Origin of the sequence: uncultured Psychroserpens sp. (assembly GCF_947494225.1) — a bacterium.
Taxonomy (GTDB): domain Bacteria; phylum Bacteroidota; class Bacteroidia; order Flavobacteriales; family Flavobacteriaceae; genus Psychroserpens.
This window is the reverse complement of the sequence record NZ_CANLUG010000003.1, coordinates 166,014-182,567: the sequence shown is the minus strand read 5'-3', so window position 1 is coordinate 182,567 and position 16,554 is coordinate 166,014. Positions and strand designations below refer to the sequence as shown.

The 16,554-nt window shown below is 33.8% G+C and carries 10 protein-coding genes; 4 read left to right on the top strand and 6 right to left on the bottom strand.

Going from position 1 to position 16,554, the window contains the following annotated elements:
• Positions 1 to 261 precede the first annotated feature (261 nt).
• The gene (locus Q0893_RS08705) at positions 262 to 2,259 is read right to left on the bottom strand and encodes a serine hydrolase (RefSeq protein ID WP_299274494.1); all 1,998 of its coding nucleotides are present in this window, start codon (positions 2,257 to 2,259) and stop codon (positions 262 to 264) included.
• A 59-nt stretch (positions 2,260 to 2,318) separates the two neighbouring features.
• Complete coding sequence (locus Q0893_RS08700) at positions 2,319 to 4,148, bottom strand: beta-lactamase family protein (protein WP_299274491.1); 1,830 nt, start codon at positions 4,146 to 4,148, stop codon at positions 2,319 to 2,321.
• Positions 4,149 to 4,325: 177 nt separating this feature from the next.
• Here Q0893_RS08700 and Q0893_RS08695 point away from each other — a divergent pair, with 177 nt between their 5' ends.
• Both Q0893_RS08695 and Q0893_RS08690 read left to right on the top strand, forming a co-directional pair.
• Positions 4,326 to 5,336, top strand: coding sequence for a sensor histidine kinase (locus tag Q0893_RS08695; RefSeq protein WP_299274489.1), 1,011 nt, complete (start codon positions 4,326 to 4,328; stop codon positions 5,334 to 5,336).
• On the top strand, positions 5,329 to 6,027 hold the full coding sequence (locus Q0893_RS08690) for a LytTR family DNA-binding domain-containing protein (protein ID WP_299274486.1): 699 nt from the start codon (positions 5,329 to 5,331) through the stop codon (positions 6,025 to 6,027). Before Q0893_RS08695 ends, Q0893_RS08690 begins: the two co-directional genes overlap by 8 nt.
• Before the next feature lie 193 nt (positions 6,028 to 6,220).
• Here Q0893_RS08690 and Q0893_RS08685 read toward each other — a convergent pair whose 3' ends face one another.
• Together Q0893_RS08685 and Q0893_RS08680 are read right to left on the bottom strand one after the other, a co-directional pair.
• Positions 6,221 to 7,609 carry an MBL fold metallo-hydrolase gene (locus tag Q0893_RS08685; protein ID WP_299274483.1) on the bottom strand — a complete coding sequence of 463 codons (1,389 nt, stop codon included), beginning with the start codon at positions 7,607 to 7,609 and terminating at the stop codon, positions 6,221 to 6,223.
• Complete coding sequence (locus tag Q0893_RS08680) at positions 7,602 to 9,626, bottom strand: hypothetical protein (protein ID WP_299274481.1); 2,025 nt, start codon at positions 9,624 to 9,626, stop codon at positions 7,602 to 7,604. The genes Q0893_RS08685 and Q0893_RS08680 overlap by 8 nt, the downstream gene beginning before the upstream one ends.
• A 297-nt stretch (positions 9,627 to 9,923) precedes the next feature.
• Here Q0893_RS08680 and Q0893_RS08675 point away from each other — a divergent pair, with 297 nt between their 5' ends.
• On the top strand, positions 9,924 to 12,014 hold the full coding sequence (locus tag Q0893_RS08675; protein WP_299274478.1) for a DUF3857 domain-containing transglutaminase family protein: 2,091 nt from the start codon (positions 9,924 to 9,926) through the stop codon (positions 12,012 to 12,014).
• A gap of 7 nt (positions 12,015 to 12,021) precedes the next feature.
• Here the strand turns inward: Q0893_RS08675 and Q0893_RS08670 are convergent, their stop codons facing one another.
• The gene (locus Q0893_RS08670) at positions 12,022 to 12,366 is read right to left on the bottom strand and encodes a nuclear transport factor 2 family protein (protein ID WP_298901731.1); all 345 of its coding nucleotides are present in this window, start codon (positions 12,364 to 12,366) and stop codon (positions 12,022 to 12,024) included.
• 150 nt (positions 12,367 to 12,516) lie between these two features.
• Positions 12,517 to 14,859 (bottom strand): VCBS repeat-containing protein, encoded by a 2,343-nt coding sequence (locus Q0893_RS08665; protein WP_299274473.1) that lies wholly within the window; start codon positions 14,857 to 14,859, stop codon positions 12,517 to 12,519.
• A gap of 263 nt (positions 14,860 to 15,122) precedes the next feature.
• Between Q0893_RS08665 and Q0893_RS08660 the strand changes: the two genes are divergently transcribed.
• Positions 15,123 to 16,544, top strand: a complete 1,422-nt coding sequence (locus Q0893_RS08660; protein ID WP_299274470.1) for a cytochrome P450 — start codon at positions 15,123 to 15,125, stop codon at positions 16,542 to 16,544.
• Positions 16,545 to 16,554 lie beyond the last annotated feature (10 nt).

Below are 16,554 nucleotides of genomic sequence, written 5' to 3'. Positions count from 1 at the left end.
ACAAGAAAAATACTTGATAACGACAACCAATTTCTGTAAATAAGATACTCACTATCTAAAGAAACCAATGGGTAGATAAATAATAGTAGCCATAAAAAACTATGTAATAAAATTTTTAAATAATTTTTTTGCACGTATCTCATATAAAAAACTAAGTTAGTTTAAACAATCCAATCTTAGTGATTATATAGACCAATTATAATTTTTTATAGATAAGTACTTCGATTTTATCTACGACATTCTACTTCTCTCCGATCATAGTTATTGTTCTACAAATGCAGGTACTACGGTTTCAAAAATAGATGTCATGATTTTATCATCTTCGCTATCATGGCCAGAAATTACAATGGTTAAATCAAGTTCTTTTACAACCATAACACGCTGACCGCCGCCGCCCCAAGCCAATGTCATGTTATAGCTTTTGTTACCAACCTTTACTGGTGTATAGTACCAAAAATAGCCATAAAGATAGTTCTTAGGCATCCAGTCTATTGCAGGTCTTACAATGCCACTAGTGGCTTGGGCTAGATAGTCTGCAGAGATAAGTTGCTCGCCATTTAATTTACCATTATTGAGTACCAAATGTCCCAGTTTGATCATGTCACGAGACATGATACTCGCTCGCCATCCTGCTTCTGGCAAACCACTAATATGAGTTGACCATTTATAATTTGTAATGCCGAGTTTGTCAAGTAACTCCGTTTTAATAAAGTCCTCAGCTGTTCCTGGGACAACGGCATCAATGACTGTCATAACTAATATCGGATTAAAATTACCATATAAAAACGTCTGAGACGCGTTGGTTATAGGTGCGCTTTGCTCAAGAAGCGTTTGTGCTAGCCCTTGACCTTTTAATCGCACAGAATCATTCTCAATGACTTTCCATGCATCTCTATCAGTAGCTAGACCTCCTTGCATAGTTAATGCCTTATGAAGTGTGATATTTTCGGCACCTTTAGTCATTTTTTTAGGGTCGATATCTTTTAGAAAACTAATCAAAGGTTTGTTTAGATCCTCCATAGATAGGTAACCCATTTGAATGGCTCTACCTAAAACCAAACTGGTGTATGCTTTTACTGCCGATGCTTGTCCGTGAGGCAAATTGATACGTCCTTTTTTATAATAGGATTCAAAAACTAATTTATTGTTGTGTGAAATGAGTAAAGCATCATAGCTTCCATGTTCGCCATCAAAAATCTCTTGAGACAATTTAAGGATGGCTTTTTGATCATTGCTACTTACCGCTAATGTATCAACTGCTATTCCATCATCTCTGTCCTCTGGTGTTGTACTGATATAGGCATTATTAAGATGTGGAATCTCCCAGAATGAGATCTCATCGCCTATACTTGAAATAGGACTCAATAAAGAGGACAACCAAACGGCACTGCGGACAGCTGTTGTAGGGAATGCAGTACTATGGTTCCCATCAATCACTTCTTTATATACGGATAAACCAACATCTCGTCTATCATTTAATAATTTAATAAATGCCTCCATAGGCGCAACCACTCTCTCTTCTTCTAATGAGCCATAGGCAATAAAAACATTGGCATTCAAACTTGAGTTTCTATTGGATGGTTCATAGGGTCCAAATTTGGTATTCAATTCTGTTAGGTAATCGACTTCACCTCTAACTGTTGGACTTCCAATAATGTAATTATTAAAAGTATCAGGTTGAGTCATTAGAATATACGCACCAAATTCACCACTCAATGAATAGCCAAAGTAGGTGCGACTGTTTGGGTCTGTTCGGTATGCATTATCAACATATTTGATAACATCGTTACGAATAAAATCTAGATGCTTATGAGCTTGTCCAAACTGTATTTTTTTTTGAATTTCAGGATTGCTGTGTTCCTTCATCGAGTAATCTCGAAACCTACTCACATAGACTCCTACTTCTTTTTTTAGATCTTCATTAATGTCTAATTGATAAGAAATTCCAACTAGAATCAAATCTTCAAGAATAAATTCTTGGCAAGAAGATAGTATTTCACGATGCCACTTAGCATCTGTATAATAAAGCACAGGATACGTTTTATGTGTGTTCTCACCATAATCTTCTGGCAGCTCTATGTACAGTTCATAGTTTCGCTCTGTCTTTGTGTCTTTTATTGGAACTACCTGTATCTCTGGTAATACTAAGGAAGCTCCTTTCACTACTTGTGAATTTTCGTTTACGCTATTGTCTTGTGCAAAGACAGTATGGGTTATTAGAAGAAAAATTAGAAGTAATAGTCCTGTTATGTTTTTCATAATCTTTAGTATTTATACATATTTTGGTATTGAAACTCACCCATTGATGGACGTTTGTTTTATTCGTTTTTTTGTAATTCCTTGAGTTGATGCTTGACTTCGTTATTTTGTGGATTTAATTCAAGTGATTTTGAATAATTTAAAATGGCCAGATCAATATCTCCAATTTTCACACAGGCTTTTGCATAACTTTCGTATACTTTGAAGCTTTTTGGATAGAGCATCATGTTCAATTTGAAAGTGTTTTGCGATAATTTCATTCTGTTATCGTGGTAAAAATCATAACCTATCTTATTGAGATACTCTTCAGTAACTCTAGAGTTAGTAGGATCATGTTCGATTAATGTTCTATAGGCTTTAAGTGCATTTTCAAAGTCATCTTCAAGAAGGAATTCTACAGGTTCTATTTTATCTGTATCTGTCTTGACAAAAGTTGCAGCTAAGGTCTCATCGCTTCTATTAAGATGAATTAAATTGATGGTTTCATTTTCGGAGTTTGGTTTGAACTGGATAAATCGGCTAGAATTTCTTCTAACAAAATTACTATCCGAGACTTTGATGAGTTCATCAGCTTCTACGTCAAGTATATTTTTATAGAATAGTAGATTGTCCTTTTCAAAAACTTCTACAGTAACATTATCAGACTTGTATCTTCCAGTAATTTCATCGACTAAAGACTGTTCAATTTTCATTTTTTTATAAACAGGAACATAATTATCCCAATTATACGTCTGTGCTACAGCACGTATCACTTCAGCATTAAACTCTGGAAATGTGGAATTGGTCATCACAACCACGCCATAACCTTTGTCTCTATGGGCTACTATCTCGGTATAGAAACCTGTATTCCATCCGTGATGTCTTAGGTAGATTTCATCCTTTCTATTAAGAAGCTGAAAGCCTAAGCCCAATGTAAAAGACCAAGCAGAATCATGCACACCATAAGGTGTTCCCATTAATTTTGTCAGGTCTTTTGATAATCCTTTAGTAGTCTTGCCTTCTAGGGTTTGCTGTACGTTGGTAATAAATTTTGCATAGTCCTCAGCAGTAGTCCATAACCCACTTGAAGCCATTGATGGGCTGATATTTCTTTTACCTTCTACCATAGAACCATCTGATAAATAACCAGTGGCCGCCATCGCTAATTGTTCCTTAGTAAGCGATTGGTTAAAGGTGCTGTTGTTCATTTCTAAGGGTTGCAACACGAGTTCATGCATAATCTCTGGGAATGTTTTTCCATCAACATCCAGCATCATTTGTTGTATGGGTACATAGCTAGCATATGCAAAACGAACACTTTCACCAGGCTCTTTATTTATGGTAATTGGCTCGTTTGTTGCTGGAAATGTTCCGTTTAAAATCTCTACAAGCGTTGGAATTGTTTCATTTATACTATAGGATCCTGTTCCGCGAGGATATATTCCGGCAGAATGATTTAAAAGATTTCTTATGGTGACTTTGCTTTCCTTGTTAAATTCATTTTCGGGTACTTTCCAAGATTTCAAGTAGCTGTTAACATTTTCATCTAAGTCTAATTTATTTTGTTCCACAAGACGCAATGCACCATAAGCCGTTACAGGCATACTAGTTGCCGCAGCCTGAAAAAGGGTGTGTTCTGTCACAGGAACTTTACTTTCTTTATCCATGACACCATACGCTTTTGTCCAGGCAATTTCACCATGATGTATGACCGCAATACTCACGCCAGGAATTCCATAATGATCCATACGTTCTTCTATAGACCATGTTGAATCGCCATCTATATGTATTCGAGTTGTGAGACCAGTTTCTACCGTTTTGCTTAAATCGGTTGTAGTATCAGAATTTGATTTTTCTGTACATGATTGAAAAAGAATTATGATAAAGAGTACTGAAATAATAGTTTTCATGTTTTTTTATTTAATACCGAATAAAGATATCCTATAATCTAGATTCAATATCTTAAAGATGATAAACACAAGGGTTAAATGACAAAGCTGTTTCGTCATTGATATATGGCTTTCGTAAGAAATTGTAGAATATTGTTTTTGTAGATACTATCTTTATTTTTTCTAAATGAAATGTTTATGCTTAAAAAATCTTTGAAGCACACTATTCTCCTTAACATAGGAGCCTTTTTATTGGTTTTTATACTTGAAACAGTAAGTAATTTGTTTTTCAAAGATAATTTTGATGATAGTTATTCTTTTTACGCACATGGACTTGATTATACGATTATGATTATGGGGTTCATTTGGTTAAATCATTTTATTCTCATTCCTTTTTTCTTAGATAAGAAAAAGTATTTTGCATATGGAATTTTGCTTATTGGAAGCTTATTTATTTTTTCGCACTTAAGAGCAAATGCTTGGTCTGGAACTTCTAAGATATTCTTCTTTCTTCTTTATACAACAGGAGCTGGTATGGCTGTTTTTTTCTTAAGAAGAAATATGATCTTCCAAAAAGAAAATGATGAGAAAGAAAAATTGCAAAAAGAGATGGAGCTTAACTATTTAAAGGAGCAGGTAAATCCTCATTTTTTGTTTAATTCATTAAATAGTATTTATGCCCTTTCTAGACGGCAATCACCAGAAACACCAGATCTTGTCATGCAACTTTCAGAATTAATGAGATACCAGTTAGAGAGTTCTAAAAAGGATACCGTTTTATTAAAAGAAGAGCTTGAATTCATAGAGAATTATTTATTGCTTGAAGAGAAAAGATTGAGTAAACGTTGTACTATCGAATTTTTAATTGAAGGAGACTTGATGGATTTAAGGATGTCTCCAATGTTACTTATTCCATTTGTAGAAAATGCCATTAAGCATGGTGCTCAAAGTACTAATGAACAAAGTAAGATTGACATTTCAGCTGCTGTTAAAACTAACACGCTTTATTTTTCCGTAGTTAATTCAAAACCTAATATGCTTTCTGAATCGAAAAGAAAGGGACTAGGACTTGAAAATGTAAAAAGACGATTAGATTTGCTATATCCAAATTCTTATGCGTTAGAAATTGATGATATGGAAAAAAAATATCATGTAAATTTATCTATTGATTTAACAGATTCCATACTAAAAAAGACAGGAGATGATTAAAATTGGTATTGTAGATGACGAAATACTAGCACGTAAAGTGTTAGAAGAGTATTGTTCTAAAATTGACAACTTTGAATTAGTCTTTAGTACAGGAAACCCTCTTGAATTTGTCAACTTTATGCAGCAAAATGAAGTTGATCTCATTTTTCTTGATATAGAAATGCCAGAACTTAATGGCATGGAAATTTTGCGTTCTATGATACATCCACCTAAAGTTATTTTAACTACAGCGTATTCTGAATATGCCTTAGAAAGCTATAATTATGGTGTTGTAGATTATTTATTGAAACCTATAAAGTTAGTACGCTTTTTAAAGGCCATAAACAAAGTTTCGGCTTCAGAAATAACCCCTAAAAAAAATAATGGTAATGAAGATCTTCAAATAAAACATGATGGTATACCAATTAGTATCTCATTTAAATCGATTCTATATATTCAGAGCTTTGGTAACTACTTGAAAATTTTTACAGATTCAAGAATGTACCTTATCTCCGAAACACTAGTTAATATTACGTCATCATTATCTGATAATTTCCAACGCACGCATAAATCATATATTGCCAATTTGGAGAGAGTTGCAAAAGCCACCAAAACACATTTGCAAATTGAAAATAAAAAGGTGCCAGTGAGTCCTATGTATAAGATTATTGTTTTTGAAAAAATTAGAAGTTTAAACGACATCTTAAAATAGTTGTTTATTCTGTAAACATTCCATCTTTGCTCCTATGATCAATTTGTTAGAATTTCTTTCGTTTTCAGAAAACTGTCGTCCCAGATATGTTCTATATTCCAGATACCTACTTGAATGTCTGTTAATGCCATTTGTAATGACTGCTTTTGTTATACTTAATTAATTTATAGTCAATAAACTTGACACATTTATATTATTCCTTAATCCTATATTCAACATACAGCTCATGCTCTTTAAAACTTCCTCTAGGCCAATTATTAGAGCTATATTTAATCTTCCCTTCATCCATACGAGCAATGCGCCCTTTAGTTTTCTTTTTGAGTTCTTTATACAAGTTTTTGGCTGGCATTTTCCAAGGTATCTTACGACTAGAGATATTAGGATCTCTTTTATCTACAGGAATGAATGCCACTAAATCTTTATGAGTCATCAGATCTAATGTTGGTTTTATAGTGGCATTATGACTACCATGATGCCCCACTTTATAGAAAACGGTTTTACCCATCATCTCCTCAAGATTCATTTTTTTATTGTCATCTTTCCAAGGAACGGTCTCCCATGAGCGCCAATTTCCAGCTTGAGCATCACCAACGAATAGTAATACCTTACCAGATTCAACCAACTCAAATGCAAGAACTAGGCTTGTATTATTTGTGTAGCCATTTAGATGTAATGCAAACCTATTAACAGAGCTTAACCAATCATGATCTATCCTTTTCCAATCATACTTTTTATCAATATATTCCTTGAATATGGTTTTGGTTGATTGATGAGAAAATACTTTATCGTTTTTATCCTTTTTATGCGGATACTGGCGGTATTTTTTGTTGAAAGGAAAGTGCTTATCGGCATGTCCAGTATCTAGTACCTCCTTTATATCATCTATGGCTATTGATAAATCATGTAATCGTGTATGGAATGATTCTTTCTTTCTAGGGTTTTTAGATTTTAAAGATTTAGAGTCTTTAGGAGGCCCTAAAATATGAATTCGAACTTTATCTTTGTCGTAACCAGGTAAATCCAATATATCTCCTGGCGATAAATATTTTATGGGTTGTTTTCCAACGCTTTTTAGAAATTGTGTAGCTTGTCCTGTAAGTGAATTATCTGTTTTAAAAGTTCTTTCATCAACTAATTGACTTAAGGAACTTTTTACCGTTTCAGCAAATCCACCTTTTTTCTTATCTATAATCCCTTTAATATTGCGTAACTTATTCATTACTTTACCATGTTCTTCAGCTATCGCTATAGCCTCTGGATCTGTTTCATCATCAAGCCAAGATAAAACGACCTGTTCCATCCCTAAACTTGTGAAAGCGTTTTTGGCATGCATAAATCCAGACATATGATCGTTGTGTTGATGCGTGGCAACTACCAAATCTAAAGACGCATTATTACCAATAGTTTCCTGTATGTTCTTAACGATACGTTTAAATTTTTTAGGAGAGTCGTTTCTATTCCAATACGAACCACAATCAATCATAACATTATAATCTTTACTATCGTCTGAAAAAGTTACTAGAAAGCAATCTCCTAGTTCTTCTAATTTATACATTCGAATGTTTGTGGTGATATTACTCATGGCTATGTAAATTCTTGATTTGTAATGGTAAGAAAGATTTGTCCTCGTCCATAAAGGAAGAGTTCAATTCATAGAAATTGTCGTATCCAAGCTGATGTTTAAGTTGGTTTTTAAGTCGTTGTTCGCTAATTAGCTTTTTTACAATGGCATAAGTTAATGTCGATGTTTCTGAAAGATCAAATACCAAAGTACAGCCACCTCTAAACTTAAGCCCGTTTAAATCGTGCCCTTTCTTCTCCACCCTCAACGTTTGCAAAAGTGATACAACAACTTGGTCTATACGACGACCATCCCTACTCGATCGATATACAGGTCTAAGGTTTAAGACTTGTAGTTTAAAGTCTTGATTAAACGGAATTTTTTTACCTTCATATTCATGCATTAATCCCATATTTGGCATTAACCCTAAATTCTCTAAGAAGTTTCGCCAACCATTGTTCTTTTTAACATCATTAAGCGACATCGATACCTTCTTTTTTTTGTCGTAGGTAATCTGAGATGTACTTTGATTAATTTGAGATTCATAGTTAGATTGGTACGATTTAAAGTTAATGATACTCATTTCTTCTTCCTTATCATAAACTTTGGTTGGTTCCAACTCATCTATAATTAAACCATGTATAATAGTGTTAATTTTTCTACTGAGATTATAGATCTGACTTCTATTTTTTTTACCTAAGAGCTCTCTAATAATAGGTTTTAAATTAGATACAATAACAGCTAAGGCCTCAACGTCAAAATCATTTTCAAAAAGTTCTTTTGGTGAACTCCATTTTAAGGATTCGGCAGACATGGTATTAACGCGATCAACCATAAAACCCCAATCTCGAAAGGACTCTATTAGTGCTACACGATAACCACCATTGTCTTCTGGAGTCATTTCCATATCGGCGGTAATCATGGCGCGAATGTAATCGCCAAAAGTGATGTCGCAAGGTGGTACAAAATCTAGAGCCTGAATGCAAATTTTTAATAGTGTCTGACTAATCTCAATCGCTTCTTTTGTTAAACGGTTTACCAAGTCTATACTAATGGCTTCTTTAGAGTTTTCATCATATTTTGCGATCCTCAGTAAATCTTGTGTTGAATGATTATAGAGTCTTATAAATGCATCAAATACACAGGCTACAAAGACGCCACCTTTATCATGATATCCTTGTGTTTTTTGTTGAGCAAATCTATCTGCTTTAATTCTACGCCACTTGCCCTTTTTATCATAATAACCTATCATATTTCTCAAAGCATGGTGACCTAATTTGGAGGCTTGACCAACCTGAGTTGCTAGATTACCAAAAATACTTTCGGAGTCTATTTGTCCGTTTGCAGAAAGGAGCTGGTGAGTCACTAAATCTTTATTACCTACCATTTCTAAAAGCGCAATAATGTCTGCAAAAGCTTCATGAAAGGCGGCCACGTCAGGATTGGTGTTCTCAATAAAATGTGGATGTATACTATCGAGAATAGCATGAGTCATTTCATGAGCTATGATGTCTGGAGATAAGCATGTAAATACTGTGCTTCCTGGTATGTTAATACCTTGAAATAGTTCTTCTGCTTTAAAATATCCAAAGAGAATCGCATTTTTTTCTGAATTATAATAAGCATTGGCTTCTAGTAATGCATGGGGATAAATGCGTAAAGGTTCGATACCATCTTCCTCGTCTACATCATTGTAATGATTAGGTCTCCAAATAATCTTGCGGCCTAAAGCATCTTCAAATAAACGGATAATTTTCATTCCTATAGTGTAGACAAACTGTTGATGAAATTGAGGATTACCCTCACTTGGTTTTAAGCCTTGCTGCGAAATGACCTCGGCATTGTCTAAGTCTATTGGCTGGTACCAACATTCATTTGGTGCATCAAAATCCAATACTTCCAAATACTCTCCTTTTGGTCCAGGATCAACATTTTCCCAAGGAATTTTGTAAACGGTTTCATTGACGTTATAGGTTTTTAATACGTTAGAAAAACTGGGATCTAAGGTGTATCCCTTTAAATATCTATTGGCTGGCATAACTACTAGAATCTTTTATAGCTAATGATTTTATGATTAAAAAACACTAGACTGTATCCAATACTGGATAATTCATAAACATGCTATGTAACAACTTAAAAGGGAGAGTTAATCATTGATTATTAAATGATTATTATAAATATAGTGAAATTATTTTAAACCAATCTATGCATCATAAGACATATATAATCCCTTGTAAACCTGGTCTTAGCACATGATTGGACCTTTTTTGATAATTTTATAAGATGATGATATGTTAACGATATTTTTAGTTAATTTGTTTTCTAATCAACTCACATGACTTTTAAAACCAACCGCTACTCTATTTTTATAATCATCTGCCTTTTTAGTTTCGGCCATTTCTATGCTCAAATTAAAACCACGGAAACGCCACAATGGGTCATACAGCAGTCTTATGAAAAATCACCTAATATTGATTTAAATGAAATATCGTATGGATTACTTACTTTGCTTAGTGATGAGCAAATTCATATTCCTAAAAAAGAACGCTACATTAGAATTGTACGTAAAATAACAGACTATGTTGGTGTGCAGGATGGTTCGTCCATATCAATTAATTATGATCCAACCTATCAGCAACTTTTTCTTCATAGCATTACCGTTTTAAGAAACGGAAAAACCATAAACAAACTCAACGTTGATGATTTTCAGTCTATTAGACAAGAATCTAATGCTGAAAGTTATATCTATGATGGTAGTCTTAATGCTATAGCTAACCTAGCCGATATTAGGAATGGTGATATTTTAGACCTAAGCTATACTATTAAAGGCTTTAACCCTATTCATGGTAATCATTTTTCTGGTGGCACAACCTTAAACGATTTTCAGCCTGTTGGTAAAATCAACTACTACTTAATTGCTAATAAGACACTGTATTATAAAACTCTAAATTGTGATATAAAGCCTAAAATAGCTAGTTATAATGGTTATAAAACATACAACTGGACGACAACCTTAACCAAAACGCCTCAATTTGAAGAGAACACGCCTAGTTGGTATTTGCCTTATCAAGATCTCTTTGTAACCGATTTTAAATCTTGGGATGCCGTAGTGAATTGGGCTTTACATATATATCAAGATGATACAAAACTGTCGGAAGCATTGAAGTCAAAAATTGAACACATAAAAAATAGCACAGAATATGAAGGCGAGCGTATTTCGGCTACACTTAAGTTTGTACAAAACGAAATTAGATATCTTGGTTTAGAGTCTGGTATTGGTGCTTACAAACCATTTTCGCCAAATAAAGTATTAGAGCAACGCTTTGGTGACTGCAAAGACAAAAGCTGGCTTATGATTACCATGCTGCGTCAAATGGGTATTGAGGCTTATCCTGTACTTATTAATTCGGCCTTCGGAGAATCACTGCATCAGTTTTTGCCGTCACCAAAAGCATTTGACCATGTGGTTGTTAAAGTAGTAGATAGCACAAATACTAACTTATTTTATGATCCAACCATTAGCAACCAATTTGGCAGTTATAAGAAAATTTCATTTCCAAATTATGGTAAGGCTTTAGTCATAAAAAAAGGGGTTAACGCTTTGGAGAAAATCAAATCTAAAAACGAAGATTTAGTAGAAGTATTTGACACCTTCGATTTGCCAACTGTTGGTGGACCTGCAACACTAAATGTTATGACAGTCTATCGCGATGCCGAAGCAGATGCCGTTAGAACGCGTTTTAAATCGAGTAGCCTCTCATCCATAAGCAAGGAATTTAAAAATTATTATGATAACCTTTATGATGGTGTTGAAGTGTTAAAAGATCCAGTTATTGATGACGATAGTTTGTCTAATAAAATACTCGTTGAAGAATCGTATAAGATCAATGATATATGGATTCCAATGGTTGGCAATGATAAAAATATCAATGTAGAATTTTCACCATATAGTATTTTGGATATTTTTTATTCACCAGACGAAAAGGAACGAAAAACGCCATTTGCACTTTATTATCCATCGCATAAAAAACATCAGATTACTGTTAAATTACCACAGCGATGGAGCATTGCTAATGATAATGTAAAAGTGAATTCTAAGAGTTTCGATTTTTCTCTGAAAACCAAAATGAATAGGGCTCGCGATATCATGTATCTTAATTATGAATACCGAAATAAAGCAGGTTTTGTTAAGCCTGAAGATTTTGAGGACTATTACACAAAAATTAAAGAGGTAGAGCAAATAATAGCCTATTACGTTTACATACCTAAAAGTGAATCAAAAAGTCGAAGTTTTGAAAAATCTTTTGATACCGAAAAAATAACTTCAAATTTAGCTACGTTGTTTTTTTGGATCGCTGGTATCGTCTCAATTGTTGTAATTGGTCTGATTATTTACGTTGTTAGAAGTAATAAAAATAGAGATTAATTATTACTTATTTAGGCACAACAGTCGCTCTCATTGTTTGTGCTACGATATAGCCATTTCTAATAACAAACGTATCAACGCCATCTGAAATACTTATAGAAGGAGAATCTGCTGTCCATTCGAAAAATACAATCTCGCCTTCTATAGTTTCACTAATAATAGATGAAGATGAACCTTCTTCTAAGGTATCGAAATGGTTTTTATACAAGGCTCGTATTTTGTCTTTACCAACAAGTGATTTATTTGTTGTGACATAAATACAATCCTCGGCATAATCTAACATCACTTCTTCTAAATTGGCATTTGCAAATGCAACTTTATGGTGTTCCCATACGTCTTTTACAGTTCTCATAATCTGTTCGTTTTATTTGGTTTATTAGGCAGGTGTCTAAATGCATCTTTGTCCTACTCCAATAATAGTAGGCCTTTATTTAAAACGAAAACATACCCAATAAGAGGTAATTTTACCTTGTACTTTAAAATTCTAGAAAAAAGGATGCGACTACCGTCTAATTACCACATTCTCTTTTTTTAATATTATTTCTAAAAAGGCACCTAACTTATCTCTCTCTCCTATTTGAGCTTTAATCAAAATGTAACCTGTTAATCTATTTGTTACGCTATTGTAACACACTGAATCAAATTGAACACCCAAGTATCGGTCTGTCCTTGACGTTTCAATGACGAGAATCGGAATTTCTCCATTTTTTTCAAGTCCATATCGTCTTCCTGAAAAAATGTCCTCAGACACACTAGCATTACTGCTAGTATTTACACGTAAAGATCTACCAATATCCAAGGTATATTGCTCTGTTTCAGCGTTAACTTCTACCGAAAAAGCAATTTTAAATTGCTTGATCATAGGGGCTCCTGCCCAAGCTCTCCAGCCTCTATCAGGTTCTCCATAGAAATTCTTTTTTTCATCATATCGATCAGAACCATCCTGTACAATTAGCATATGTTTTATTCCTTCATCGTTTTCCCACCACAATAACTCTGAAGGATGTATTTCTGGTCTATTACCATGTACTTCTTCTCTTACCCAAGGTCCATAGACACAAATATCTTGATTGCTTAAAAGTGAAGAAGTAACATTTTCGATAGAGAAATCTTCATAGTCATTGAGCTCTTTTGGTGGTGTAATTTCAGCTTCCATACAAGGTACGCCATCACATTCCTGCCAATTATGCCATGAATAATTATAATATTGATATGGTCTAGCATCTTCAATAAGGTAATTGTAATTATCATGAGGAATTATAAATATATTCCAATCATTTTCAGAGTGTGCTCTAATTGGCCTAGCAGCATTTATAGCAAATCGGTTATACGATCCACATAGAACTTTACGATTTCCATCCAGAGGGTACCAATTTTTACCACGCGGAGGTTTTCTTGCCGCGGCCGAACCAATGAAATCCCCGCTTGGATCACCTCCTCTAATGCCTAGCATATCCTCTAAAACTAAAGACAATTCGTTATTTTGATTTTCAGTGCACTCTAAGCAATCATCAACGTTTAAGTATCTATTGATGTCATTTTTTAAGGTAAGTATTCCAAAATTTGACTGATCTTTGATTATAAAATCACTTGTATCATCATCATTAAAATCTCCCACTCCTTGAAATTGTTCAGCGCTCCATAAGTTTAGAGGTGAAGTCGTTGATGGATAATTACCAGCTTTAATAATTAGTGCTGTATAAGTGCCCAAATCATTTAACCCTATAATTCCAAGATGAGTACTACTCTTAATTACAAAATCGGTTTGACCGTCACCATTAAAGTCGCCTACTCCTAAAATTTCATCAGCGGTATTAAGACGCCAACCAGAATCACCTAAAGTACTATTATTAGCTGCAATGGCAAGATTTGTATAGTTTCCTTCAGCACTGAGACTCATAATACCCAAATGAGTGGAACTTTTAATGATAAAATCAGTTTTATTATCATTATTGAAATCGCCTACTCCTAAAATTTCATCTGTAGCATTGAGACGCCAACCAGAATTTCCTAAGTTATAACCATTAACGCCAATGGCAAGGTTAGTATAATTTCCGCTATTATTGAGACTCATAATACCTAGATGAGAATTACTTTTAATGATAAAATCACTACGATTGTCATTGTTAAAATCTCCTATTCCCAAGACCACATCTCCTGCATTAAGTCGCCAACCTGAGTCTCCTAGGTTATGATTATTAGCACCACTTGTAATTGCTTCAAAATTTCCAGAGTTATCAATACTAATGATACCCAAATGGGTTGAGCTCTTAATAATAAAGTCACTTCTATTATCATTGTTAAAGTCGCCTACTCCTAATATTTTATCATACCTATTATATTTCCACCCACTAAACCTCTCTCCATTTGAAACCATACTTGTTGTTTCAAAATTATTTAAGCCATCCAAGCTAATAACACCCAAACTATTTACGTTTTGAATTAAGATATCATGTTTGTAGTTAGGGTGAAAATACCCAACACCTTTGATATTATCATTTCTACTAATTGTCCACCCCGAATTGTCCAACTTAGATCCATTCTCAGCGAAAGTTAGTGTTGTGAGTTCATTAGCACTGTTTAAATTAATAATACCAAGACCCGAAGCCCCTTGGATTAACATGTCACTTCTTCCATCTGCATTAAATTTACCAATTTCGACTATTTTATCTTGGCTTTTTATTGTCCAACCATTTGAACCCAAAACCTTTGGAAAGTTTGGGCTACCATAGTTGGTAATACTTAATTGTTCAAATAAGGTTTGAGTGTAAGAATTTGTTGTAAATGCTAAAAGTAATGCACTAGTCATGCATAAACATCTCAGGCTTGAATATATATCTATCATTTTAAATAGTTTTAGAATGGTTATCATTTTTATTATTGGAAATTAAGTTACAACAACCTGTATTTTAATCTATAGGCCTTTATCCTCATTTTTTAAGGGGTTTTCACTGTTTTTTTAGAACTAGTATTAGAAGTAACTTTGGCAGAGTTTTGAAATATATCAGAGATCATGAGTTGTAAATAATATATGTTAATTCTGAAATATCATTTTACAGACACTTTTTATCATCTAAAACTGTTACTTTGTAATCTCATATCTTACTTATGAACTCAACCAACAAAATTAGAACGCTAAATGATTTAAAGACTCCTAAAGGTCATCTTCTACTTGGAAACTTAAAAGCATTTAAAAAAAAAGACAAGCATCGTAAACTAGAAGATTGGAGTAAACTTTATGGCGCACTTTATACCATTCGTCTTGGTCACATTAAGGCATTAGTATCAACAGATTCTGAGTTCAATAGAACGATTCTAACGCAAAGACCTGAAGGTTTTAGAAGGCTTTCCAAAATTAATGAGGTCCTTTTAGAAATGGGAGTTCAAAGCGTATTTAATGCTGAGGGAGAGAATTGGAAAAGACAGCGTAAAATTGTTGCCGAAGCCTTAAATGTTAAAAAAGTAAAGGGCTTTTATCCTGTTATTAATAAAAGGGCTACGCAGCTTATTAATAAAATCGAAACCTATTCACATAGCAATGATTCCGTAGATATTATAGATGATTTTATTTCGTTTACAATTGATGTTACCACAGAAATTGCATTTGGATACCAATTAGATACTGTAAACAAGAAAAGCGATAGTTTTCAAGAACATCTAGAGTTAATATTTCCGCTTATTAATGAAAGAATTACTGCTCCATTACCTTTATGGCGATGGTTTCCGAATAAACGAGATAGGCAGCTAAAAGACTCCTTAAAAAGTATTGAAGTGATTATACAGAAATGTATTGAGGAGGCAAAAATTAAGGTCAAAAACAATCCTGTTTTACAAGAAAAACCTTCCAATTTTTTAGAGGCTTTGTTAATTGAAAGCAGTAAAGAAGAAACGGTATTTGATGATAAAACGCTATACGGAAACGTTTTTGCTATGCTATTGGCGGGTGAAGATACTACGTCTAACACCTTATCATGGACATTATACTATCTTGCACAATATCCAGACGTCGTTAGCAAAATACGAACAGAGGCTATTGATGTTTATCAAAACAATCAAGTTCCAGAAGCGTTTAATCAATTGTCACAATTAAAATACACCAGTGGTGCAATTCAGGAGGCTATACGATTAAAGCCAACGACTCCCATGTTGTTTTTTCAGGCAAATGAAGCCACTATAATACAGGATTTAAAAGTACCAAAAGATACTTTAATCATTGTGCAAAACGGTTTTGGTCAAATTCAAGATGAGCATTTCTCAAAGCCAGAATTATATGATCCAAAACGTTGGTTAAAAAATGAATGTCCTGTTTATCAAAATCATTCACCAAAATTAGTACGTGCTTTTGGAGGAGGACCAAGATTATGTCCTGGAATGAATTTGTCACTAGCCGAAATGACTACAGTGATTTCAGGTATATGTAAACATTTTGATATGGAACTAGCAGTATCTAAAACCGAGGTTCATGAAAATTTTGCATTTACCGTTTTGCCAGAAAACTTGAAAATAAGGTTCAGTAAAGTTTCAAAGTAAATACTCGTGA

What these genes read in the sequence shown, in the direction of transcription:
- Q0893_RS08700 (WP_299274491.1), bottom strand. Translation starts at nt 4,148, where the DNA reads ATGAAAACTATTATTTCAGTACTCTTTATCATAATTCTTTTTCAATCA.
- Q0893_RS08705 (WP_299274494.1), bottom strand. Translation starts at nt 2,259, where the DNA reads ATGAAAAACATAACAGGACTATTACTTCTAATTTTTCTTCTAATAACC.
- Q0893_RS08665 (WP_299274473.1), bottom strand. Translation starts at nt 14,859, where the DNA reads ATGATAGATATATATTCAAGCCTGAGATGTTTATGCATGACTAGTGCA.
- Q0893_RS08675 (WP_299274478.1), top strand. Translation starts at nt 9,924, where the DNA reads ATGACTTTTAAAACCAACCGCTACTCTATTTTTATAATCATCTGCCTT.
- Q0893_RS08660 (WP_299274470.1), top strand. Translation starts at nt 15,123, where the DNA reads ATGAACTCAACCAACAAAATTAGAACGCTAAATGATTTAAAGACTCCT.
- Q0893_RS08670 (WP_298901731.1), bottom strand. Translation starts at nt 12,366, where the DNA reads ATGAGAACTGTAAAAGACGTATGGGAACACCATAAAGTTGCATTTGCA.
- Q0893_RS08695 (WP_299274489.1), top strand. Translation starts at nt 4,326, where the DNA reads ATGCTTAAAAAATCTTTGAAGCACACTATTCTCCTTAACATAGGAGCC.
- Q0893_RS08685 (WP_299274483.1), bottom strand. Translation starts at nt 7,609, where the DNA reads ATGAGTAATATCACCACAAACATTCGAATGTATAAATTAGAAGAACTA.
- Q0893_RS08690 (WP_299274486.1), top strand. Translation starts at nt 5,329, where the DNA reads ATGATTAAAATTGGTATTGTAGATGACGAAATACTAGCACGTAAAGTG.
- Q0893_RS08680 (WP_299274481.1), bottom strand. Translation starts at nt 9,626, where the DNA reads ATGCCAGCCAATAGATATTTAAAGGGATACACCTTAGATCCCAGTTTT.